This window comes from Rothia sp. HMSC078H08, assembly GCF_001808955.1.
GTDB lineage: Bacteria > Actinomycetota > Actinomycetes > Actinomycetales > Micrococcaceae > Rothia.
Window position 1 is genome coordinate 303,465 of record NZ_KV795256.1, and the last position, 23,671, is coordinate 327,135.

The window sequence follows — 23,671 nt, forward strand, 5'->3', positions numbered from 1 at the left end:
TCCACTTTACCCCACTTTCCACCACCTACCCCACCCGGCAGAGTATCTTTTAGTGTTTTTATGCTCTCTTCTGCATTTTTAACGCTGCCGCACAGCTTCTACACAGCTTCGGGCGTTTCCGCTCAGCGGGCCGCCTTCATCATGTTTGCTATGCCCTGACTCAAGTACAGAGTCAATGACGGGGCCAGTTGCAGCAGTCAGTGTGCCCCATCCGTCCGCCTCTAAAACATCCTTCTCTCACTGGTTCGGGCATAGAAAAAGCGGAAGGTAAGAATTCTTACCTTCCGCCTGTGAAGTCTTGATGAAGTCTTAAGACCCTAGAGAGTACGGATGCTCAGCCACGAGAAATACTAGCCGTGAGAAAAACTATTGCACCAAAGCAGTACTAGAACTGGCCGTTATTGCGTTCGTCCCAGCGGTTCTCCAGGCGGTTCATGAAGGAAGACTGATCCTTCTGCTCGCGCTGACGCACACGGGCTGCGCCTTCTGCCTTACCGCCGAGGAAGGAATCCACCGGGGTCTTCTTGCTGGTGGTTGCGAAGTACACGCCACCGGCCGCGAAGAGGAAGCCGAATACGCCCAGCCAAATCATGTTAGATGCGACCGCGCCAATAATGATGCCCAGGCCGATGAGAACGAAGAGAATACCGAGAGCCAAATGGCGAGCACTAAAAACCGGCGCAGTATTGCCGGTTGAAGACATGGAGGAGGCAAAGTGCGGATCCTCATTGCTCATGAGTTCTTCAAGCTGGTCCAGAACCTTCTGTTCGCGCTCGGACAGTGCCATCGTTTTCTCCTTTGAGGTGTCTCTGCTCAAGATGACGTCGGTATCAGCCGGGTTAGCTAGTGCATCAGCTGGCGCGGTGAGCGCTTCTTCCCGTCGTATGCTTCCCATGGTACCGCGCCGGGTGGGGTTGGCGCATTCTTTTCAGGCAGAAGCGCCTTAAGGTCTTCTGTGGAGGGTGCCATCCTTTCGGCGGAGCTTTCCCTCAGCATAGTTCCCTTCCTCAGCCTTTTGCCCAGTCTTTTACTTGGCTTTTTGTCCAGCCTTTTCCTCGGCTTTCTGTTCCGGCCCAGCCACCCCGGAGGCGGGTTTGAGGCTTTCGCGGCTGTACTTGCGGTGAATGGCGTCCATGACATGCTCCACCTCGGACCATCTGCCGCTTTTCACGAGGCGCGCGCCAGATCCCAAGTGAATACCAGACCCTGTGCGAGTACCGTTCTGCGGACTATTACCAGCTCCCCCGCCGCCCCATTGTACGGAGACGGTTTGTGCGGAGGCAGTTTTTGCAGAGCCAGTTTGTGCGGAGCGTGAGTTTGCCCCGCTCTCGATGGAGTCGAAGAGGGTTTGTTGCACTCCGTCTTCTGCGCGGGCGAGCTTTTCGGCGCGCACTCCGATGAGTCGCAGGGCGCGGGGCGCCGCCTGCCCCACCAAGATTTCATCTGCGCGCAGGGCTTCCAATGCCAGGGAGGCAATCTGCATGCCGGAGTCTACGGGCACGTTCAGGGCAATAGCGCGGGTGTGCGTTTCGAAGGTGCTGTAGCGGATTTTGAGGCTGAGCCCTCCGGCAAGTTTCCCGGCGGCGCGCAGGCGCTTTCCCAATTTGAGGCTCAGCTCCCGAATAGCGGCGCTCACCTCCTGGGCATCGGTCGTATCCGTCTCGAAGGTGTGCTCGCCACCCATGCTTTTCTCTTCGCGTTCGGTCACCACGGGGCGTTCGTCAATGCCGCGCGCCATGGCCCAGAGATGCTCACCCTGGGCAGTGCCGAAGCGTTCTTTGAGCCAGTCCAGGCTCATGGACCTCATCTGGGCAATGGTGTGAATACCGTATCGGGAGAGCTGCTCGGTGCTTTTCGCACCCACTCCCCACAAGTCGGAGACTTTTCTCGGGTCAAGAAATTCTTGAACGCGCTCGGGCGGAATAACCCACAGCCCGTTCGGCTTGCTACCGGTGGACGCCATTTTGGCGAGTAGTTTATTGGGCGCAACCCCCGCGGAAGAGGGCAGGGAGAGTTCCTGCGCGATGCGGTCGCGAGCGCTCTGCGCCAGGGCGACGGGGTCTTGGCCGTGCAGATAAGCGCCGGTTAGGTCCACGAAGGCTTCATCCACGCTGACCTGTTCAACGTAAGGGCTCAGGTCGTTCAGGATCGCCATGACGGCGCGGGAGTAGTGCCGGTAGTCGCCGCGCAGCGGCAGGACAGTCGCGTTGGGGCTGAGGTTTCGGGCGCGACTGAGCGGCATGCCGGAGTGCACTCCGTGGGCGCGCGCCTCGTAGGAGGCGGAGCATACAACCGAACGGGGGCCCAGGGGCGCCACGATAATGGGTTCGCCGCGCAGAGCGGGGTTTTCGAGGAGTTCGACGTTGACGAAGAAGGCGTCCATGTCCAGGTGCATAATGACGCGGCCGTTCCTTGAGCCGCTGTTCTTGCTGGTTCGCGCCTGCCCCATGTCGCCTCCTCTCATAGCTTCTACGCCTACCTACCGAAAATATAGCACATTTCTACGAAAAATAGAGGCAACCTATCGCAAACATGTTCGCAAATGCGTTCTCTTGGACTTTTCTCCACTAAGCTAGAAGAAGTGCACACCGCACCGCATCAGGACCGTACACAGCGACCATCAGCGAGGATAGTATGACTCCCCCTTCTCCTTCCGGAGCACCCACTCCCCAGGCGACCGAGAGCCTCACCGTAGCGGCACCGAATATCCCGGCGACTTCTGCGCACCTCGCTGAGCGTATTGCTGAAGAGCAGCGAGCCTACCTTCACGCTTTTGACACTCTCATGGCGGAGTTTTTTACCCGCCTGCGCGAGCTACTTGAGGGCATTTCTTCTGAGACTCTACCCCTGCTGGAGGCTATTGAGTCTCTCTCCACCGGCGGCAAGCGCCTGCGTGCCCTGTTGAGCTACTGGGGTTGGCGAGGTGCCGGCGGTGCACCAGTAACCGAGAACCGCGCGTCCTGGTCTATTGTGAAGGCCGGCATGGCGGTGGAGCTGTTCCAGACCTCCGCACTGATTCACGACGACATTATCGACCGCTCCGATACCCGCCGCGGCGCTCCCTCCGTGCACAAGCGTTTCGAGGCGGCGCACGAGCAGAATAGTTGGCGCGGTGATGCTTTCAACTACGGTCTGACCGGCGGTATTCTTGCCGGTGACCTGACCCTGGCGTGGTCTGCCGAGGTTTTCGCGTCCCTGGGTGAGGGAGCGATTTATGGCGCCCCTGCGCGCACTATTTTTGACCGGATGCGCACCGAGGTTCTGGCGGGTCAGTATCTGGACGTCTACTCCGAGGTTCTCGAAACCGAGGACGCTCAGGCGGCTCTACAGCGTGCCCTGAACGTGATTCGTTTCAAGTCCGCCAAGTACTCCTGCGAGCACCCCTTCACGATTGGTGGTGCTCTGGCTCTGCAGGCTGCCGCGCTGGAGAACGGCACCGGTGCCGTGAGCGAGCAGCACCCGGTACTTGCCGGTTACCGCGCGTTCGGCCTGCCGCTGGGTGAGGGCTTCCAGCTGCGTGATGACGAGCTGGGCGTCTTCGGCCAGCCCGAGGTGACCGGCAAGCCCGCTGGCGATGACCTGCGTGAGGGTAAGCGTACCGTGCTGGTGGCGCTCACCTCCGCCGTCCTCGACGAGCAGGATGCGGCGCTTCTGCACAATAGCTTGGGTGACCCCGAGCTGAGCGATGAGCAGGTGGAGCGCATCCGTGAGCTGATGGTTTCTTCGGGCGCTTTCGCCAAGCATGAGCAGCTGATTGAGCAGAAGTCTCAGGCTGTGTTTGAGGCGCTGGAGGCGATGAACCTGGACGAGCTGACGCATGCGGCACTGACCGATATTGTGGGCCGTGCGCTGCGTCGCAAGGCATAGATGCGCTACGTCGCAAGGCGTAGAGGTCCAGCACATATAAACGTTAAATAGGTTGAGGCGGCATACCGAAGTATGCCGCCTCAACGTATTTAGCTATAGTTCTGAGCCGCTATTACCAAGCCAGTGCCTGCGCACGGCGACGGATCTCAGTCTTACGACCGTCAATCAGTGCGTCGATGGGACGGCCGGGCAGGGACTCGTCGCTGGTGTACAGCCACACGATAGCTTCTTCATCGCTGAAGCCGGAATCCTTCAGGACAGCGAGGGTGCCCTTGAGGGATTCGAGTACTCGCGAACCGTTCATGAACAGTGCGGGTACCTTGCGCACGTTGGTTTCCGGGTCGCGCAGAGCGATGAGCGTACCGTCAGAAATCAGGTTGTGAACGCGGGTCACCTTCAGGTCGAGTGCCTGCGCAATTTCGGGGATGGTTACCCAATCGCCGACGAGGGCGAAGGTCTGAGCAATATTTTCGTTAGTCACCTTTTAAGAGTGCCAGAGCTGGCACGTATTTACCACTTTTGACCCGCCGCAGGTTCGCTGCCCCTCCCGGGTTCTTTCGTTCTTGTACTTTGCCCGTTGTTCTTGCGTTGGAGTCGGGTCCACCGGCACTTTGTAAGAATTCGCTGAGTGTTCACCTGCCCGGCGCCCTCTAGTATCGCTTCTGCCCAGGTGGGCGGGCTAAAATGTTGAGACGTATGAATACTCCCAGCCCACGCCGGATTTCTCCTGTGACCCCTCGTTCTTCTGCAAATACTTCTGTTCCTCCCGCCACTCGCCCCGCTGCCCCGGATACCGCTATCGGTTCTTCGCAGTGGCTCAGTGGCGCCATTATTGAGGGTCATTACCAGGTGGGTTCGCTCATTGGCCGCGGCGGCATGAGCGAGGTCTATTATGCGCTGGACCTGTGGTCGAATAACCCGGTCGCGCTCAAGGTCCTCTCCCCCACCCTGGCGAAGGATGCGGCGAACCGCCAGAAGTTCCACCGTGAAGAGCGTTCGATGCGCCAGGTGGGCGGCGGCGGGCATACGGTGGGTGTGATTTCTTCGGGTACCGAATATTTTTCGGGCGAGATGGTCATGTACATCGTCTTGGAGTATGTGCACGGTTGCACCCTGAGCCAGCTGTTGCGTGTGCGTAATGCCCTGTCCCTGGGTGAGGCTCTGGATATTCTCATTCCGGTGGTGGAGGCGCTCTCGGAGGTGCACGCGAACCGCTACCTGCACGGCGATATTAAGCCGGGCAATATTCTTCTCGACGCTAACGGTCAGGTGAAGCTCACGGACTTTGGTCTTTCCCGCCGTGACGATCAGGTGGATGCGGGCGCACCCATGGGCACCCCCGCCTACGTTGCGCCGGAGGTCCTGGATCCAAAGGTGAAGGTCGGCGCGCAGGCTGATATTTTTGCGCTCGGTGTGATGATGTACCGCATGCTTTCGGGTCGTCTGCCCTTTGTGGGTCTGGAGAATGACCAGCAGGTGCTCTACCACAACGCCAACATTGAGATGCCCGCGCTGACCGATGTGGCGCCGGGTGCGGACCGCGATATTGCGGGGCTGATTTCGTGGTGTACCCGCAAGCAGCCTCACGCCCGCCCGGAGGATGCGACCGAGCTGTTTACGGCTCTGCTGGAGATTTCTGAGTCGCTGGGTGAGGCTGAGCGCGCCTGGCGTGCCCCCTCGTGCCCGGAGCCGGAGCTTCCCCTCTGGGAGGCTGTTGCCGATATTGCGGAGCGTAGCGGTGCCGCGCAGATGGTGCGTAACACCCCGATTAGTGCGTTTAGCGATGCCCGCGATCTGCTGGCGTACGATGTGTACTCCCCCGACAGCCTCGTGTACGATGCCTCGGCAACCGGTCAGGGCGTGCACCTTGCCGACGTGGACGCTGAGGACTCCGTGCTGAACCGCCAGGGCATTCCGCCGCTGGTGAGTTCTGCCTCCGATGCTGACGACTCTGAGGATGAGCCGGACGGCGCAAAGGGCAAATCCGGCAAGCGCGGCCTGGGCTCGTTCATGGGCCGCCGCGCCGCAGCTGCGAAGGGCCCGCTCACTCAGTCCGTTGGTATTGGCCCGCAGACAGAGCAGGAGTTTATCTCAGCTCACGGCGAGTACGCACCGATTCATGCCGAGCGTTCGTTGAGCCCCTCGGGTTCGCGCCGTTCGAAGGCTAAGAGCTCGGCGAGCGCTTCTGAGGCTGAGGAGTCTGCGGGTATTTCTGATGATTCCGCTCAGTCTTCGAAGAAGGATCCTCGCCTGCCCGCTAAGCAGTTTAGGACTCCGCCCTCCGGTATGGCGGTGGGCGGTTGGGCTCTCGCGCTCATTCTGCTGGGTATGGGTTCGAGCTTTACCGGCTGGTGGCTTGCGACCTCGCTCGTGCAGTCTCAGTGGTGGCGCAATATTGAGGCGTTCCTGACCTTCTAGCAGCGCGCCTTCCTGAGCGTCTTTTCCCCGTTTGTACCGCGCGCTACTTAAACGCACGTGCCCGGGTCTTCACTCAGTGTGAGTGAAGACCCGGGCATTGTCGCGTCTGCTACTCTCCGCCACCTATCGCGGCGAAAAGCGTGAGCGTTTTATGCGCGGTTCTTGAGGTACTCGGAGACCAGGAACGCGATTTCCAGGGACTGCGAGTGGTTCAGGCGCGGGTCGCACAGGGACTCGTAGCGGTCTGCCAGTGCTGCCTCGTCGATGGCGTCGGAGCCGCCCAGGCATTCGGTTACGTCGTCGCCGGTCATCTCCACGTGGATACCGCCGGGGAAGGTGCCCAGAGCCTCGTGCACCTCGAAGAAGCCGCGAACCTCGTCGAGCACGTCGTCGAAGCGGCGGGTCTTGTAGCCGGAGGGCACGGAGATGGTGTTGCCGTGCATCGGGTCGGTGACCCAGACGATCTTCGCGCCTTCAGCCTGCACGCCCTCAACGATTGCGGGCAGCTTCTCGCGGATGTTCTTTGCGCCCATGCGGGTGATGAAGGTCAGGCGGCCGGGTTCGCGGTTCGGGTCGAGCTTATCGATCAGTGCGAGTGCATCCTCTGCGGTGGTGGTCGGGCCCAGCTTCACGCCGATGGGGTTGCGGACCTTGGAGAGGAAGTCCACGTGTGCATCGTTGACGCCGCGGGTGCGCTCGCCAATCCACAGGAAGTGTGCGGAGGTGTCGTAGGGCAGCTGGGTGCGCGAGTCGATGCGGGTGAGGGCACGCTCGTAGTCCATTACCAGGGCTTCGTGGCCGACGTACATGTCGGTGGTCTTGAGTGCTTCGAAGTTAACGCCGCAGGCTTCCATGAACTTGAGGGCGCGACCAATTTCGCTGGCAGTCTTCTCGTAGCGCTCATGCGCGGGGTTGGAGGTGAAGCCGCGGTTCCACTGGTGTACGGCGCGCAGGTCTGCGAAGCCGCCCTTGGTGAAGGCGCGCACCAGGTTCAGGGTGGAGGCGCTGGTGTGGTAGCCGCGCAACATGCGCTTGGGGTCGTGCACGCGTGCTTCGGGGGTGAAGTCGAAGCCGTTGACGGTCTCGCCGCGGAAGGAGGGCAGGGTGATGTCGCCGCGGGTTTCCATGTCTGCGGAGCGCGGCTTGGAGAACTGACCCGCCATGCGACCCATCTTCACCACGGGCATGGAGGCGCCGTAGGTGAGCACTGCAGACATCTGCAGGATGGTCTTGACGCGGCCGGAGATCTTGTCGGCGGTTGCACCCGCGAAGGTTTCTGCACAGTCGCCGCCCTGCAGGAGGAATGCGCGGCCTTCAGCAACCTCACCGAGTGCCTGGCGCATGGCGTCGACCTCACCGGCGAAAACGAGCGGCGGTACCGAGTTCAGCTCGGCGATGGTGCTCTCAAAATCTTCGTGCTCGCTCCAGGTAGGCTGCTGGTCAATGTGCAGCTGACGCCAGGTGTCCAGGCCGTGGTCGGGGGCCTGCGAGGTGCTGAGGTTTTGATTGCTCATCTTCACTCCATTGGGATGGTCTTGTGCGTTTTCTGATTCAGCCGCCGTTTCGGGTGCTCGGCGCGCCGTGTGCGGCGTGCTGGCTTGCGATTCTTCAGGCTGAATAGACCTAATTGTACTCTTGCTTGCTTCAACACCTAACCCTGCAGTCAGGTACATCTCACATGTTTAGATGGCGCCACCCGGTGTCGGCGATACGAGGGGTGAAAAGCGCCCTGACAGAACGGCATACGAAAGGGCGGGATGCGGCACGTACCGCATCCCGCCCTCTGGCGCATGTGTGTATCTGTCGTATGTGTGCACCCGGGGTGCTGTCTCAGGGTGTTGTCTCAACGTTTAGCGTTGCAGGTGTGCGACCGCCTCATCAGCGCTCATGTTTTTATCAGCCATGAGCTTCTTGACGCGGTCGGCGTACACGTCCACGTATTCCTGGCCGCTGAGGGCACGGATCTCGGAGCCAATACGGTCGGCGATTTCACGCTGAACGCGGTGGCTCAGGTCTGAGCCGTCGGTGTATTCCTCGAAGGTGAGGGGCTTGCCGATAATGGTACGCACCTGGATGGGCTTGCCGTCATGGCGCAGACGGATACGGTTCGAGCCGGAGGGCTGAATCAGGTCGGTACCGATCTGTCCGACGGGCACTACGGGCACGCCTGCTTCAACTGCGAGGCGGGCGACACCGACCTTGGGGCGGTAGCCGCGTCCGTCGGGGCTACGGGTGCCTTCGGGATAGATGCCGATGATGCCGCCGTCCTTGAGGACCTGCGCGCCGGCATTGAGGGATTCCTGGCTCTTCTGGCCGCCGGAGCGGTCCATGGGAAGCTGGCCGACGCCGCGGAAGAACGCCGCCATGGCACGGCCCTTCACGCCGGGGGTGGTGAAGTAGTCGCTCTTGGCGAGGAAGTTCACGGTGCGAGGCATGGCGAGAGGAATGAAAATGGAGTCACAGAACGCCAGGTGGTTGCTTGCGACAATGTAGGGACCCTCGGGCAGATTCTCAAGGCCCACCACGTCATGGTGGTACAGTCCCTGCAGCAGGGGGGAGCCAAGAATCTTGAGCGTTGAATAGAGGGCGGCGTTAGGCATGGGGTCTCCTCTCTGAATGTTCCCGGCTCAATTCTAGCGTGTCTGGAGAGGCGCGAGAGAACGCGCGATAATTAAAGAAAAGAGAACGATTTTTCTGCGCACCGGTGTATTGGGTGCGCTGGAGGCGATATACCAGCATCGGCGCTGTGCCCGCGGTAGCCGGTCGGGGTACGCTATAGAGCCTGCACCTGCGTTCATATTCGCGCAGGTTGGCTAAGGAGGACCATGAGCATTTTTGATAACTCGTTGGAGCCGCTCAAGCGGATGCACCGCAAGGCTCGCGAGCGCCGGCTTCTAGCAACCCAAAATGTTAAGGACTCCCTGGCGCGTCGCCTCGAGGGCGACCAGGAAGCGTTCGATCACTCCCCCGTTTCTTTTAGTCCTGACCCGGCGCAGCATTCTGTGGGTATTTTGCTGGTGCACGGTTTTACGGGTTCACCGCATAGCATGCGCCCGTTGGCTCAGCATTTTATGGAGCTCGGGTATGCGGTGGAGATGCCGTTGCTGACCGGTCACGGTACTCATTGGAAAGATTTGCGCGATAGCACCTATGAGCAGTGGCTAGCTTCTGCCGAGCAGGGGTACCGTCGCCTAGCCGATCAGGGTCTGCGTGTGGTGGTCGTTGGTATGTCGATGGGCGGCACGGTGGCGACCCATCTGTCGGCGCGCCTGCCGGTGGCGGGTACGGTACTCATCAACCCCTACATGGTGGATGTGAACCCGATGATGCGTCACGCCGGTAAGGTGTCGAAGGTTCTGCCGGTGCTCAAGGCGATCGGGTCTGATATTGCGGTTCCGGGTGTGAGCGAGGGCGCGTATTCTATCGTTCCAACGGCAGCAGTGCATCAGCTACATCTTTTGGGTGCTGAGACTCGTGCTCTGATCCCGCAGTTGAAGTCGCCGGTTCTGTATTTGCGTTCACTGGGCGATCATACTGTGTCGGATAGCTCCCATAAATATTTTCTCGAACATTGTTCAGTTCCTGTAGAATTTAGGTGGCTGACCCGCAGCTACCATGTGGCAACGCTCGACTACGACGCCGAGTATCTTCTCTCTACTGTTCAAGCTTTTGTCGCATCACTAAACCACTAAATTCTGACAGTTCCGCCCGCTGCACACCGGCGAATGCATCACCCGCCGCGGTGGACAGAACACTCAGAAAGCCATCACGGCACCTCGAGAAATCGAGGACAGCCCGCGGCACCGGACCGCCCGAGCTTACGCCCTGATTTGAAAGGCGCATTATGAAAGTCTTCTCCACTCCCGCTGAGGTTCTTGTCGACCCCTCGCTGAACCTGACAAGCATTGTTGAGCGCCACCGAGCCGATAGCTCCAACCCGGTGCTGTACCGCCGTCAGATGTCGCCGGGTAACTGGCAGCCGGTTCGAGCCCAGCAGTTCCACCAGATGGTGACCGACCTGGCTAAGGGCATGATTGCTGCGGGTATCCGCCCGGGTGACCGTGTGGGCATTATGAGCCGCACCCGCTTCGAGTGGACCGTCATTGACTTCGCCATCTGGTATGCCGGTGCTGTCTCCGTGCCGGTATATGAGACGAACGCTGCCGCCCAGGCTGCATGGGCGCTGTCCCATTCTGAGGCTGTCGCCATCTTCGTCGAGGATGAGAAGCTCCTGAATCGTGTGGCTGAGGCTGAAGAATACGCCGCTTCCACTTCTGAACCGTGCCAGCTCAAGCACCGCTGGGTCATTGAGAACGGCGACCTTGATGCCCTCAGCGCTCGCGCGTCCGAGGTGAGCGATGAGCAGCTGGAGCAGGTACGTTCCGCTGCCGGCTGTGATGACATCGCGACCATTGTGTATACCTCCGGCACGACCGGCCGCCCCAAGGGTTGCGCGCTGACTCACGGCCACTTCCTAAACCTGAGTGTCAACACCAAAATGGTCGAACCCGAGATTGCGAACTCCCGCAACTCCTCCATTCTTTTCTTGCCGCTGGCGCACGTTCTGGCGCGTCTGATTCAGGTGCTGGCACTGGATGCCGGTCTGGTCATCGGTCACTCCCCCAATATTAAGAACCTGGCTGCTGACTTGGATAGCTTCAAGCCGACCATGCTGCTGGTGGTGCCCCGCGTCTTTGAGAAGGTGTACGAGGGCGCCATGGCGAAGGCGGCTAAGGGCGGCAAGTTCAATAAGTCGCTCTTTGAGCGTTCCACCGATATTGCGGTGCGCTGGTCACAGGCGAAGGTTGAGGGCCGTGTCCCGCTGAAGCTGGCGGCGCAGTACGCTCTCTACGACAAGCTGGTCTACTCGAAGCTGCGTGCGGCTCTGGGCGGCGAGCTGCGCTACGCGGTCTCCGGCGGCGGTCCCCTCGGCGAGCGCCTGGCGCACTTCTTCCACGCGGTGGGTGTGCAGGTGGTTGAGGGTTACGGCCTGACCGAGACCTGCGCCCCGATTGCGGCTGGCCGCATCAACCCGTACCAGATTGGCATGATTGGCCCGCTCATCCCCGGTTCCGAAGGCTATATTGCTGAGGACGGCGAGCTTCTGGTTCGTGGCGTGGGCGTGATTAGCAGCTACTACAAGAACCCCGAAGAGGACGCTCAGGCGTTCACTGAGGACGGCTGGTTCCGTACCGGTGACCTGGCTCATTTCGATGAGCGCGGCTACCTGAAGATTGTGGGCCGCAAGAAGGAAATCATTGTCACCGCCGGCGGTAAGAACGTGATTCCGGGTATTGCGGAGACTCATCTTCGTACCTCTCCCCTGGTTTCTCAGGCGATGCTGGTAGGCGATGAGAAGCCGTTCGTTGCGGCTCTGGTGACCCTGGATCCGGATACCCTGCCCGAGCAGTTGGAGCACTTGGGTCTGCCGCGTTCGCTCTCCATCCCGGAGGCTGCTGTTCACCCGGCGGTTCGTGCTGCAGTTCAGAAGCTCGTGGACGAGGCGAACCAGTTGGTTTCCCGCGCTGAGGGTATTCGCGAGTTCCGCATTATGAACCGCGATCTGACCGAGGCGGACGGCTATCTGACTCCTTCGCAGAAGTTGCGCCGCGCGAAGATTCTGCAGGACTTCTCCTCCTACGTGGATGAGATGTACGGCAAGGTTTCCGATAGCACGTCGGATTCTTTGGCTCGCCTGCAGGAGTACGCGGCGGAGCAGTCTGAGAAGTTCGCTGAACTGCGTGAGCAGGCGGCAGAGCGTCTGCACGAGTACGCGGACCACCAGGCGGAGCGTCTTGCCGAGCTGCGTGAGCAGGCGGCTGAGAAGTTTGAGGAGCTGCGTGAACAGACCGCCGAGATGATGCAGAAGCCTCAGGAAGAGGAGGCTGAAGAGGTAAAAAAGGCTGAGAAGTCTTCCGCTAATGCTCCCGCTGAGAAGCCCGCGCAGACTGAGAAGAAGACTGTTGCAGAGCAGAACCCGCAGAAGTCTGACAGCGACAAGGCATAACCGGCTCTGGCCACCAATAACGAGAGGAGGGGGTCGTACCGCTTAGGTACGATCCCCTCCTCTCTGTTTGTTCGCTAGAAACCTCGATTTTCGGACGTTATCTAGCCGTCGTTAGATGGCGGGTTCTTAGTTTGCGGGCTCGTCGAATTCCAGACCGAGCAGCGCGTTCTCAACGATTTCGGTCAGTGCCGGGTGAATCCAGTACTGGCCGCGTGCGAGGGTGCGCGCATCCATGCCGAAGCTCATTGCCTGCAGGAGCGGCTGGATGAGCACGGAGGACTCTTCACCGACCAGGTGTGCACCGAGCAGCTCACCGTTGTCCTTACGGGCAATGAGCTTGCACAGGCCAATCTTGTCTTCCATTGCCCAGCCGTAGGCGGTGTCGCCAAAGTTCTGTGCCTTGACGGTAATCTCAAAGCCTTCACGTTCAGCCGCCTGGCGCGCCTGCTCTTCGGTCATGCCGACCACAGCAATCTGCGGGTTGCTGAAGACGGCAGCCGGTACGTAGCGGTGGTCGCTGGCACGCAGGTCCTCGGGGTGGCTGAGGTTGTGCTGCACAACGCGTGCCTCGTGGTTTGCCACGTGCTTGAGCTGGTAGCGGCTGGACACGTCGCCGAGGGCGTAGACGCCGGGTACGGGCGCGCCGTTGTAGAGCACGCGCTGGTACTTATCGACGCTGAGCTGACCGCCGTCCTGCACGTCGAAGTAGTTCTTCGCGTTGAGGGTGTCGGTGTTGGGGCGGCGGCCGGTTGCCACGAGCACAGCGTCTGCCGGGATTTCGAGCAGTTCTTCACCGTTCTCGGTAGTGTGCTTAGCTACGACGGTTACGCTACCGTCGGCGTTCTCACGGATTTCGGAGAGGGACGCATCCTTGACGATGTTCCACTGCTTGCTTGCGGCTTCTTCGAAGCGTGCCACGACCTCTTCGTCCACGCCGCGCAGCAGGCGGGAGGAGCGGTTCAGCTGGGTTACTTCGGTGCCGAATGCGGAGAAAACGTGGGAGAATTCTGCCGCAATCACGCCACCGCCGATGACGACCATGCGGGCGGGCAGTTCGTCCAGGCGCATGACGTTGTCGTTGGTGTAGACCTTGGAGGAGTCGATACCGGGCACGGGAGGCAGCACGGCGCGCGAGCCTGCCGCAACGACAATCTGGCGGCCCTGCAGACGGGTGCCGTCGGTCAGCTCGACGGTGTGGGAGCCGACGAAGCGCGCGTACTGGTCGTAGAAATCGACGTTGGGCAGACCGGCACGCCATTCGCGGCCGCCTTCAACAATCTGGTCAATGCGAGAGGCAAAGATGCGGTCACGAATCTGTGCCCAGTGCACGGCGTCTACATGTGCGTCGACACCCAGGTGCTTGACCTCGCGGGTCTTCTGCGCGATAGTCGCCGGGTAGACGTACATCTTGGTGGGGATGCAGCCAACGTTCAGGCAGGTGCCGCCGAAGATGCCGCCGTCGATGAGGGCGACCTTCTTGTCGTCCCATTCGGGGCCGATGAGGGTGTTGCCGGATCCGGAGCCGATGACGATGAGGTCGTATTGTGCTACGCCGTCAATGCGTTCTACGTTCTCGATGCTCATGTGGTCCTCTCGTTGTTGGTGTTGAGGCTGGGCTCGTTCCCAGCGTGCCCCTCGATAGCGGGGTTATTTCTGTTACTGCCACTATAACGCGTGGAGGCTACCGGCTATTCCCACTATCTGGTGTCAATGTTGACGGATATGCGAAAGGTGCGCCGTCCCAAAGAACCACAGCGCTGAGAACACAGCGGTTCTTTGAGAAGACGCACTCAAGCGTTGAGAACTATTCGAGCCCGCGGATTAGTGACGCGTATATGTCTGCGCTAAGAGGTCAGCGATTAGATGTCTGCCATAAGCCCAGCCAGCAGACGGGTGAAGTCAATGGCGGGATCAACCGATTCTTCGTCGGGCCAAAAATGAATCGGGTACGCCGCACCCTGGGCGCGTTGCAGCACGGGGCTTTCAGCGAGCACCGGCTCTGCGACAAGATCGCCGAAAAGGGAGCGCATTTCGTCGCGTCGGTAGCGGTGTTCGCTGTCGTTGGGGCGCATCTTGTTGATAACTACTCCCGCACCGTCAATGCTGATGCCGCTTTCCTGCTGAAAGCGCACGATGGCGCGCAGGGTTCGTTCGGTGCCCGCCACGGAGAAAAGGGAAGGCTCTGCGACCGAAAGGATGCGCTCGCTCACTGCCCAGCCCATTGAAGACAGGGTTCCGAGGAACGGCGGGCAGTCAATCAGGATGACGTCGTAGGCGTCCGCAGCCGCCTCCACCATGCGCTTGAAGCGGCGGATGAACGGCGCGGCTTCCTGACGGTCCACGAGGGTGGAGCGCGCCGAGCCTCGCGCCACCTTCACGCTACCGGTGGTCACGGGGTTATTGGTCAGCAGGGTGGGTTTGCCGACGAGCGCGTTCCAGGAGGAGCTACCGGCTTCCTCCGCGAAGGCACGCTCATTGGAACTAGCGATCAGGGAGGCGACGTCGGGGATGGTTTCATCCACTGCCAGGCCGGTGCTGGCGTCGCCGTGGGGGTCGAGGTCAATAACGAGTGTGGAGAGTCCGCTGTGTAATGCCGCGGAGGCGAGCCCCAAAGTGATGGACGTTTTGCCAACGCCACCCTTGAGGCTGCTGATACTGACGATGCGGGGCATGCAGATCCCTTTTTTGAGTGAGGTGTAATGCCCCTTTATTTTAGCGAATCTTCGCTTTTCTTCCGGCTCTGACAGGGGGTATCTTGAGTTTTTTCTCAAACGAGCAATGAATATTCCCTTGGGTTTAAAACTTCTGCCCGTGCTCGCCACCTGGTAGGTAGTGAGCGCGGGCAAATTCAAAACACTATGCTTTATGCCTGTGCGCGGCGGGCACGGCGGGCGGCAAGTTCGTCGCCTTCGAAGTTTTCGTGCATTTCTTCGCCGGGCTGACCGTTGAGGTTCATTTCGATTTCGCGCCAGACGCGGCCAATCGCGATACCGAAGACACCCTGACCTGCCTGAACCAGGTCAATGACCTCGCTCGGGGAGGTGCATTCATAGACGGTGGTGCCGTCACTCATCAGGGTAATGTTCGCGAGGTCGTCAATGCCGCGGGTACGCAGATGCTCGATGGAGGTGCGAATCTGTTGCAGGGACACGCCGGTGTCGAGCAATCGCTTCACAATCTTGAGCACGAGCACGTCGCGGAAGCTGTAGAGGCGCTGGGTGCCGGAGCCGGATGCGCCTCGCACGGTGGGTACGACCAAATCGGTGCGTGCCCAGTAGTCGAGCTGGCGGTAGGTGATGCCGGCTGCCTTGCAGGCGACGGCGCCGCGGTAGCCGAGGTTTTCCTCGACGACAGAGACAGGGTCGGTGAAGAGCACGCCCTGTTCACCGCGCGGAGGCGGCGCTACAGGGAAGAGGGTGTCGAAGCCATCCAGGGGCTGATCAAAGCCCTGGGGTGCGTGCGTGGTTGCGACCTCGCCTGCATTTTCGGCTACCTGCTGCTCTAGCACGGTCCCTCCTTTTCGTTAAACCCTTTTAAGTGCTTCACCGCGCCCCATCAATGCGGTCGATGTCGTTCCGGTGTAGACCCGATTCTCGGGGTGAGATTCTAGGGCTAGGCCTTAGAATCTGCATCTATGATTCGCGTGGCTTCCCTCTGCGAGGTTAGCTACGCGGTTTTCAATACTACACATTGGCTCGACTATTCGGTTCGTAGAACACGATTCGATAGTGCGACCGATGCGCGATAGGCGCGGTTGTTCAATCTATTTTAACTGATAGAGGGCTCTACTTAAAATTGAACCCACCGAAGCGAATGATCTTTTCAGATTCATTCGTACCTCTTTAACGCCCTGTGGGGGTGCTCCTCCCCCGCTATTCTCCTCGCTTTTTCTGGGTATCCATCCCACAGGGGAGTTTAAAAAGTAAATGCGTACGGAGCAGTCCGTACGCATTTACAGCTGAGTTGAGTGAACAGCCTTGGCAGGCCGGGAGCCCCCTGGTGAGAAAGCTCTTCGTGTTGGACGAAGGGGTAGAAATTCCGAGCGTGCCAGCGTCGGCTTCGTCCAAGTCTAGAGGCCGCTACCCGTTGGTAAGGGGTAGGGACTATAGAGGGAATCACCATGGTCAGTGGTGTTTCCCGAGGGAAATCCCCGTTTGGGGTGTGGTAGAACCGCTGAGGGTTTACGAGCAGCAGACTGTCCGGTAGTCTGCGTCTTCGTGCGCCTACTCGTAGGTAGGCATCGCCGATTCGACCAGAGTTGCGTGCAGCTGCAAGCACAACTTGCGGATCTTGTCGGCTCGTTCCTGCGCCTGAGCCTGAGAGGCTGCGTCGCGGCGTGATGCCAGCGGAGCCACCGCAATTTCCACGAGGGAAATTTCGCGGTCTGCCGCTGACTTGAATGCGCGCAGGTGACGAGGCTGAATGCCGTGCTGGGTCAGTTCTGCACTAACGCGGGCAATCAGCACATCGTAATCGGTGTACTCCACATCCGAACCGTCTTCGAGCAGTCCAAAGTCAATCAGCTCGCGAATCAGTTCGGGGGTGGTGTTAGCGTATTCTGCCAGCTCGCGGAGAGTGTAGGTGCGACCTTCCTGCTCGTTCGGGCCAAGGACGGTGTCTAGCACGTCTTCGCTTACGGTGGCAGGCATGGAGTTCAGTACGCGACCGGCTTCCATGTCCTCCAGGTGCTGACGGATTACCTTGAGCGGCATGTAGTGGTCGCGCTGCATGGTGAGGATGTAGCGCAGGCGCTCAATATCCGTCTGGGAGTACTTGCGGTAACCGGTTTCGGTACGGCTGGGGTGCACGAGACCGCGCTCCTCCAGGAAGCGGATCTTGGATGCACTAATTCCGGGGAACTCCAGGTCAAGCTGGCTAAGAACCTGACCAATGGTCCGGCTCTTAACGTCACGCGGGTTACGGTCAGAGCCGCCGTTCTCCACGTCCTCTAGTTGAACCTCAGCGTTAGTGAGGTTCTCATCGATGCGTGAGGTCATCTATGTCTTTCGGGTACTTGTTCAGACGATGTCGATACGAGCCGAAATTTGAGTGAGTGGCTCGTTCCCCTGGCGAGGGGTTATCGCAGCGTACCGAACATCTTTGCTTAGTGTTGAGAGTGTGATAGATAAGTTTAGTTGTTTATCACGAAATGATAAACCGCAAACCTTCCAGACAATCTTATAGCCTCACAAGGCATTTTGCTATTCAGTTCACCCTTTTCAGGGGCGTTTTGAACCCAAAAATAACCACACATTCAGACACTTTCCAGCAGTGGCAGTACCAATTTTAACAAAATTCCACTATTGTGAACATACTTTTCCCACATTGGACTGCTTTACAAGGAAAATTTTATCTTCTCGCGATAGTTGAAGTTTTCATCACATTTAACTTGAAAGAGGCTCCCACTTGGGGTTTAGCCATCTTTCAAGCCTCTTCAACAGGTTTAGACACCCTCAAGAAGAACCTTAAATGCGCCCCACTATTTGCGTTTGTGTGCATTTTAAAAGAAAAACGGCGAGACCAATCGGTCTCGCCGTCTCACCACTACGTACCTCTTATCTGAGGCCTATAGAAGGTCTTAGAAGTCTATCGACTTAGAGCTTGTCCAGCTCGGCCTTGTATGCTTCTGCATCCAGCAGGTTTGCCAGGTCATCAGCGTTCTCGGGGCGAATCTCAACAATCCAGCCCTCGCCGTAGGGGTCAGAGTTAACCAGCGCGGGATCATCTTCCAGACCCTCGTTCACTGCGACAATCTCGCCCGCGATAGGAGCGAAAAGATCAGAGACAGACTTGGTGGACTCAATCTCACCGAAGCTATCCTCAGCAGCTACAGAGTCGCCGACAGAGGGAAGGTCGATGTAGACGACGTCACCCAGTGCATCCTGAGCGTGGTCGGTAATACCAACACGGACGGTGCCCTCAGCGGTGAGAGCGGAAACCCACTCGTGCTCAGAAGTGTACGAGAGTTCTGCGGGAACGTTGCTCATAGCAGCGGTGTCCTTTCAGTGTGTTCTTGCGTAGCGCGGACCGTCCCGCGCACGGTGTCGTTCCGTATGTGGGATGACGGAACGTCCTACACCAATTATCACATAAGAAGTAACGCGGGGCACGTCCAAACACCCCCGTACCACTTCTAAGACACTATATTTTCCTTATCCTATCTAGCCGCTCAACAATCACCCCTTCCCAAGGCCCTAGAAGCACCCCTATTACTCACCTCCAGCAGACAGCCATCAGACACACCAAAAGGCTCAGGGCCCCACACCATGAAGGTGCAGGGCCCTGAGCCTAGGCTAGAGAGCTAAACTCTCACAGCGCCTTAGCGGGAAGAAATGACGCGCTCGGAGAAGCGGTTCGGGTTACCGAAACGGTGTGCGGTAATCGAAACAGCCTGCTCGCGGAGGAAGGGCAGCATCTCGATACGGCCAGCCTCGGTGACCGGTGCGAAGTACACTGCAACATCCGGGCGACCACCCAGTGCCGAGTAGATGGACTTCACGTCGTTACCGATGTAGCGGATACGGGTGCCTTCCAGCGGAGTACCAGCCAGTGCGCGAACCGGGGTCTTAGCGTTCGAAGCCAGGTACTCGCGGAACTGAGCGTCCGACTTGACTTCGTACTTGATGCCCTTGTTCTCGAGGACGCCACGGACGTCGACCGGCAGGTCCTTACCGACGGACAGAGCAACCGGTGCGTTAGCTGCCAGACCGGCGAGCACAACGCGCAGGGTCTCTGCTGCAGATGCGGACTCGTCTGCACGAACCAGAACCTGGGTGGGTACGTAGCGCAGGATGTTGCGCTCCACGCCCAGCTTCGAGGGATCGTGGCCGAAGCCGAACTCGGTGTCCCAAGCGTGTGCGTCAGAGGAGACACCGCGCTTGATGAAGCCGAAGTCCTCACGCTTGCCCAGTTCGGAGTTCTCGATGGTAGCCAGGGTCTCGCGGACGGTCACGGAGTGGGTGACAGCGGTTGCGGTTGCCTGTACGGGCTCCCAATCGGACAGAGCGATCAGGTAGCTGGGGCCACCAGCCTTGGTACCGGAACCCACGGTGGACTTCTTCCAACCACCGAAGGGCTGACGCTGAACGATTGCACCGGTAATTGCACGGTTGACGTACAGGTTACCTGCCTGAACCTTGGAGAGCCACAGCTCGAGCTCATCAGCATCCAGCGAGTGCAGACCTGCGGTCAGGCCGTAATCGGGTGCGTTCTGCAGCTCGATTGCTTCTTCCAGGGTGTCAGCGGTCATGATACCCAGGATGGGGCCGAAGTACTCAGTCATGTGGTACTCGGAACCGGGCTTGACGCCTTCACGAACACCGGGGCTCCACAGGCGGCCAGTCTCGTCCAGTTCCTTCGGCTGGATGAGCCAGCGCTCGCCCGGGCCGAGGGTGGTCAGACCGCGCAGCAGCTTCTCTTCCGGCTTCTGAACAACGGGACCCATCTGGGACTCAATGTCCTGCGGGTGTGCCACGTGCAGGGAGCTGACGGAGTCAATCAGCTGGCGGCGGAAACGCTCGGACTGTGCCACGGAGCCAACCAGGATAACGGTCGAACCAGCGGAGCACTTCTGACCTGCGTGGCCGAATGCCGAGTAGACGACGTCCTTGACGGCAAGGTCGATGTCAGCGTTCGGGGTGACGATAATCGAGTTCTTACCCGAGGTCTCACCGAACAGGGGCAGGTCATCACGCCAGGAGCGGAAGAGCTCAGCGGTCTCGTAACCACCGGTCAGGATCAGGCGGTCAACCTCGGGGTGCGAGATGAGCAGCTTGCCTGCAGCGCGGTCAACAACCTTGACGAGCTTCAGAACTTCCTTGGGAACGCCTGCTTCCCACATGATCTCTGCGATCAGGGCACCGGTGCGAGCGGTGATGGTTGCGGGCTTGAAGATGACAGCAGAACCTGCAGCCAGACCAGCCAGAACACCACCGGCGGGGATAGCGGTCGGGAAGTTCCACGGGGGAACAACCAGGGTCACATCCACGGACTTGTGCTTTGCGCCGTCAATCTTCTCGAGGTCCTCAGCCAGCATTGCGTAGTAGTATGCGAAGTCGATTGCCTCGGAGACCTCGGTGTCGCCCTGCTCCAGGGTCTTGCCAGCCTCAGCTGCCATAACCTCCAGCAGGTCACCGCGGCGCAGTGCAATAGCCTTACCGACCTTGCGCAGAATCTCTGCACGCTCGTGGCCGGAGAGCTTACCCCATGCCTTGCCAGCTTCTTCAGCTTCCTTGATCAGCTTCTCAGCCTCAGCCTCGCTGGTCAGCTCGTTAGCCTTGAGGGTGTCGATGCCCAGCTTGCTGGTCTTGGAGCGCTCGAGGATTGCGCGGCCCCACTCACGGTTACCTGCCAGTGCGGGGTCGGTGTCGGGGGTGTTCTCGAAGCGGCCTGCCGGTACGAAGACGTTGTCCTCGTTCTCGGTCAGACGGTTCTGGGAGCGCTTGGATGCGGGAACCTCATCGGTGACGGAGTTCAGTGCACGCATGAAGCGGTCCTCTTCGCGCTTGAAGATGGACTCGTCGGTTGCCAGGTCGAAGATACCGGACATGAAGTTCTCGGAGGAAGCGTTCTCCTCGAGGCGACGGATCAGGTATGCGATTGCAACGTCGAATTCCTTGGGGTTCACGACGGGCACGTACAGGAGCAGGTGGCCAACGCGGCGGCGGATAATCTCAGCCTGCTGTTCAGCCATACCGATCAGCATCTCGAACTCGACGCGATCCTTAACACCGCGGTCCTCGGACAGCAGCAGAGCGAAAGCAACGTCGAAGAGGTTGTGGCCTGCAATACCGAGGCGGATGTTCTTCACGTGCTCGGGGCGCAGTGCGTAGTCCAGAACGCGCTTGTAGTTGGTGTCAGCAGCCTGCTTGGTGTCCCAGGTGGTCAGCGGCCAGCCGTGCATAACAGCTTCCACGATTTCCATGGAGAGGTTTGCACCCTTAACCAGACGGACCTTGACGCCTGCGCCGCCAGCAGCAACGCGCTTTGCAGCCCACTCCTGCAGGTGCTGCATTGCAGCCAGGGTGTCGGGCAGGTATGCCTGGAGCACGATGCCTGCTTCCAGGTCCTTCAGCTGGGGCTGGTCCAGGATCTTGGTGAATACCTCAATGGTGAGGTCCAGGTCCTTGTACTCCTCCATGTCCAGGTTGATGAACTTCTTGGGGGAGGAAGAAGCAGCCAGCTCGTACAGCGGGGTCAGGCGGCGAACAGCAGTCTCAACAACCTCGTCGAATGCCCAGTGCTGGTGGGGGCCGGAAACAGCGGACACCTTGATGGAGACGTAGTCAACGTCGTCACGTGCCAGCAGGCGCTTGGTCTCAGCCAGGCGGTGCTCTGCTTCCTTGTCACCCAGAACTGCCTCACCGAGCAGGTTGACGTTCAGGCGGTTACCGGTCTTGGTCAGCTCTGCAATTGCGTCGCCCAGCTTCTCCTCGGAAGCGTCGACGATCAGGTGACCGACCATCTCGCGCAGCACGCGGCGTGCAACGGGAACAGTGGGCCATGCGACCTTACCAGCCAGCTTGCCACCGAAGCCAACAGCGGACTTCATGTACCAGGGCAGGAAGGAAGGTGCCAGGCCGGAAATACGGGAAAGGTTGCGGCCGGAGACGTTGTCGTCCTCGGGGCGAATAACGCCATCAACAAAGCCGACGGTGAAGGGAAGACCATTGGGGTCCTTCAGAACACCGGCGAGCTGCTCAGCCGCGAAGGTGGGCTTGATCGACTGGGACTCGTTTACCCACTGACGAACAAGCTGACGAGCTTCCAGAGCCATCTTCTGGTAGTGCTCAGATGCGAAAGGATGGGTCATCCTTGACTCCTAACTATCTTACTGTGTGCGGTGCACACCACGTTTGGCGATGTCTCTATTTCACCACAAAAGGGTAATAAATACCTCATTAGAAAAACTGAATGTTTTTTCCAAAATCCATTTAGTTTTTCTAAATGATTGTGCGGTGAGGTTTTCACCCCGCGCCCCCTCCGAACCTCCTGTTCGAAGAGACAAGGTGAAGTTTGTAGCGGCATCGCTATCCATCTCTCTCAGGCTAGCACTTTCAGAGCGCAAATATCGAACCCACTTCGTAACAGACGAACACTTCAAAACCAGTCCCAAAAGCATCTTCAACCCCAAGAATCATCACATTCAGCGCGAAAATACTCGCTACACAAGCCAACATGTCGGCACCCCACTTCAGACGTCTCAAAAAGAGCCGGCCGAAAGCCCGCGCGGTACCATAGACAAGAGTCCACGATGAGAGACGCGCCACGGAAGAGTTCGGGAGCACAACCCACCCGAACAACCGGGCGCACCAGGGAGGAAAAACGTGTCAATCTACGATATCCGACGCATGCAAATGCTCCTCGAAATCCAAGAACGCGGCACCGTCATCGCCGCAGCCGAAGCACTCAGCCTCACCCCCTCCGCCGTCTCCCAGCAAATCGCCACCCTCGAAAAAGAAACCGGCACCCCGCTGCTGCAGCGCATCGGCAGGCGCGTACAGCTCACCAGCGCCGGACTCATCATCGTCGACAGCGCCCGCAGCATCCTGCGCGAACTCGACCGCATGCAAACCTCCGTCGCCAACCTCACCGGCGAACCGGCTGGCATGGTACGCCTCGCCATCTTCCAGTCCGCCGCCTTCGCACTGCTACCGGAAACCCTCAGCTACCTTGCCGAACACGCACCCGCACTCACCCTGCAGGTGTTGCAAATCGACCCCGAAACCGGCACCTCCCTAACCCGAAGCCGCGAATACGACATGGTGCTCTCCGAAGCTTACCCGCACCACCACATCCCCGAATACCCCGAACTACACTCCGAACTGCTCACCGAAGACCCACTCAGTCTCATCGTGCCCAGTACCTCCACCATCACCTCAATCGAGGAAGCGCACGCACTGCCCTGGGTTCTCGAAATGGAACAGAACACCTCCCGCAGCTGGGCGCTCAACCAGTGCCGCACCGCAGGATTCGAGCCGGTCATCCGCTACAGCGCCAATGACATGATTACGAACTCCAACCTCGTCAAAGCAGGATTCGCCGTCACCATCGTGCCCGGATTCATCCTCTCCTCCCTCTCCACCACCGAGGGGCTACGCATCGTAGAGCTACCCGGCAAGCCCTGCCGCAAAATCTTTACCGCCGTACGCCGAGAGTCCGCCGCCAACCCCGCCATCGCCATGGTGCGCGAAGCACTGCACCACGCGGTCAAGGTAGCATTCGGCGAACACGAAAAGACCGAAACCGTATAGGAAAAATCAGCCGCCACCCATGCCGGCGCGCTAGACGACACAAAGGTCGGGGCCGTTCCCACGAACGACCCCGACCTTTCACCATGCCTTTTTGAACAGGCGCCTATATATAGAGGTATAAAAGCAC

The 23,671-nt window shown here is 59.4% G+C and carries 16 protein-coding genes; 5 read left to right on the forward strand and 11 right to left on the reverse strand.

Going from position 1 to position 23,671, the window contains the following annotated elements:
* Positions 1 to 385 precede the first annotated feature (385 nt).
* Entirely contained in the window at positions 386 to 787 is a 402-nt protein-coding gene (locus HMPREF2528_RS06620; protein ID WP_049359885.1) for a DUF3040 domain-containing protein, read from the reverse strand.
* 240 nt (positions 788 to 1,027) lie between these two features.
* Positions 1,028 to 2,449 (reverse strand): DNA polymerase IV, encoded by a 1,422-nt coding sequence (gene dinB, locus HMPREF2528_RS06625; RefSeq protein ID WP_070543351.1) that lies wholly within the window; start codon positions 2,447 to 2,449, stop codon positions 1,028 to 1,030.
* A 185-nt stretch (positions 2,450 to 2,634) separates the two neighbouring features.
* On the opposite strand from dinB, the gene HMPREF2528_RS06630 reads away from it, so the two are divergent.
* Entirely contained in the window at positions 2,635 to 3,867 is a 1,233-nt protein-coding gene (locus HMPREF2528_RS06630) for a polyprenyl synthetase family protein (RefSeq protein WP_070543353.1), read from the forward strand.
* Positions 3,868 to 3,979: 112 nt separating this feature from the next.
* On the opposite strand, the gene HMPREF2528_RS06635 is transcribed toward HMPREF2528_RS06630, so the two are convergent.
* Positions 3,980 to 4,348 carry an Rv2175c family DNA-binding protein gene (locus tag HMPREF2528_RS06635; RefSeq protein ID WP_005506572.1) on the reverse strand — a complete coding sequence of 123 codons (369 nt, stop codon included), beginning with the start codon at positions 4,346 to 4,348 and terminating at the stop codon, positions 3,980 to 3,982.
* 248 nt (positions 4,349 to 4,596) lie between these two features.
* Here HMPREF2528_RS06635 and HMPREF2528_RS06640 point away from each other — a divergent pair, with 248 nt between their 5' ends.
* Complete coding sequence (locus tag HMPREF2528_RS06640) at positions 4,597 to 6,285, forward strand: serine/threonine protein kinase (RefSeq protein ID WP_239669200.1); 1,689 nt, start codon at positions 4,597 to 4,599, stop codon at positions 6,283 to 6,285.
* A gap of 149 nt (positions 6,286 to 6,434) precedes the next feature.
* Here the strand turns inward: HMPREF2528_RS06640 and HMPREF2528_RS06645 are convergent, their stop codons facing one another.
* Both HMPREF2528_RS06645 and HMPREF2528_RS06650 read right to left on the reverse strand, forming a co-directional pair.
* Positions 6,435 to 7,799 (reverse strand): class II 3-deoxy-7-phosphoheptulonate synthase, encoded by a 1,365-nt coding sequence (locus HMPREF2528_RS06645; RefSeq protein WP_070543355.1) that lies wholly within the window; start codon positions 7,797 to 7,799, stop codon positions 6,435 to 6,437.
* A gap of 336 nt (positions 7,800 to 8,135) precedes the next feature.
* Complete coding sequence (locus HMPREF2528_RS06650) at positions 8,136 to 8,885, reverse strand: lysophospholipid acyltransferase family protein (RefSeq protein ID WP_070506767.1); 750 nt, start codon at positions 8,883 to 8,885, stop codon at positions 8,136 to 8,138.
* A 225-nt stretch (positions 8,886 to 9,110) separates the two neighbouring features.
* Between HMPREF2528_RS06650 and HMPREF2528_RS06655 the strand changes: the two genes are divergently transcribed.
* On the forward strand, positions 9,111 to 9,977 hold the full coding sequence (locus HMPREF2528_RS06655) for an alpha/beta hydrolase (RefSeq protein ID WP_049359865.1): 867 nt from the start codon (positions 9,111 to 9,113) through the stop codon (positions 9,975 to 9,977).
* Positions 9,978 to 10,129: 152 nt separating this feature from the next.
* A complete protein-coding gene (locus tag HMPREF2528_RS06660; protein WP_049356198.1) occupies positions 10,130 to 12,292 on the forward strand; it encodes an AMP-dependent synthetase/ligase in 2,163 nt (720 codons plus the stop codon).
* Positions 12,293 to 12,418: 126 nt separating this feature from the next.
* On the opposite strand, the gene HMPREF2528_RS06665 is transcribed toward HMPREF2528_RS06660, so the two are convergent.
* The 6 genes from HMPREF2528_RS06665 to HMPREF2528_RS06690 all read right to left on the reverse strand — a co-directional run bounded on the left by HMPREF2528_RS06665 (position 12,419) and on the right by HMPREF2528_RS06690 (position 22,103).
* Positions 12,419 to 13,876 carry a mycothione reductase gene (locus HMPREF2528_RS06665; protein ID WP_070543357.1) on the reverse strand — a complete coding sequence of 486 codons (1,458 nt, stop codon included), beginning with the start codon at positions 13,874 to 13,876 and terminating at the stop codon, positions 12,419 to 12,421.
* Positions 13,877 to 14,151: 275 nt separating this feature from the next.
* Positions 14,152 to 14,964, reverse strand: a complete 813-nt coding sequence (locus HMPREF2528_RS06670; protein WP_049345252.1) for a ParA family protein — start codon at positions 14,962 to 14,964, stop codon at positions 14,152 to 14,154.
* 191 nt (positions 14,965 to 15,155) lie between these two features.
* Entirely contained in the window at positions 15,156 to 15,800 is a 645-nt protein-coding gene (locus HMPREF2528_RS06675) for a MerR family transcriptional regulator (protein ID WP_049340762.1), read from the reverse strand.
* A 715-nt stretch (positions 15,801 to 16,515) separates the two neighbouring features.
* Positions 16,516 to 17,289 (reverse strand): transcriptional regulator FtsR, encoded by a 774-nt coding sequence (locus tag HMPREF2528_RS06680; RefSeq protein WP_049337539.1) that lies wholly within the window; start codon positions 17,287 to 17,289, stop codon positions 16,516 to 16,518.
* A gap of 597 nt (positions 17,290 to 17,886) precedes the next feature.
* Positions 17,887 to 18,279, reverse strand: a complete 393-nt coding sequence (gene gcvH, locus HMPREF2528_RS06685) for a glycine cleavage system protein GcvH (protein ID WP_070543359.1) — start codon at positions 18,277 to 18,279, stop codon at positions 17,887 to 17,889.
* A 332-nt stretch (positions 18,280 to 18,611) separates the two neighbouring features.
* Complete coding sequence (locus tag HMPREF2528_RS06690) at positions 18,612 to 22,103, reverse strand: bifunctional proline dehydrogenase/L-glutamate gamma-semialdehyde dehydrogenase (protein ID WP_070543363.1); 3,492 nt, start codon at positions 22,101 to 22,103, stop codon at positions 18,612 to 18,614.
* Between the two features lie 514 nt (positions 22,104 to 22,617).
* Here HMPREF2528_RS06690 and HMPREF2528_RS06695 point away from each other — a divergent pair.
* Complete coding sequence (locus tag HMPREF2528_RS06695) at positions 22,618 to 23,544, forward strand: LysR family transcriptional regulator (RefSeq protein WP_070543365.1); 927 nt, start codon at positions 22,618 to 22,620, stop codon at positions 23,542 to 23,544.
* Positions 23,545 to 23,671: the final 127 nt, after the last annotated feature.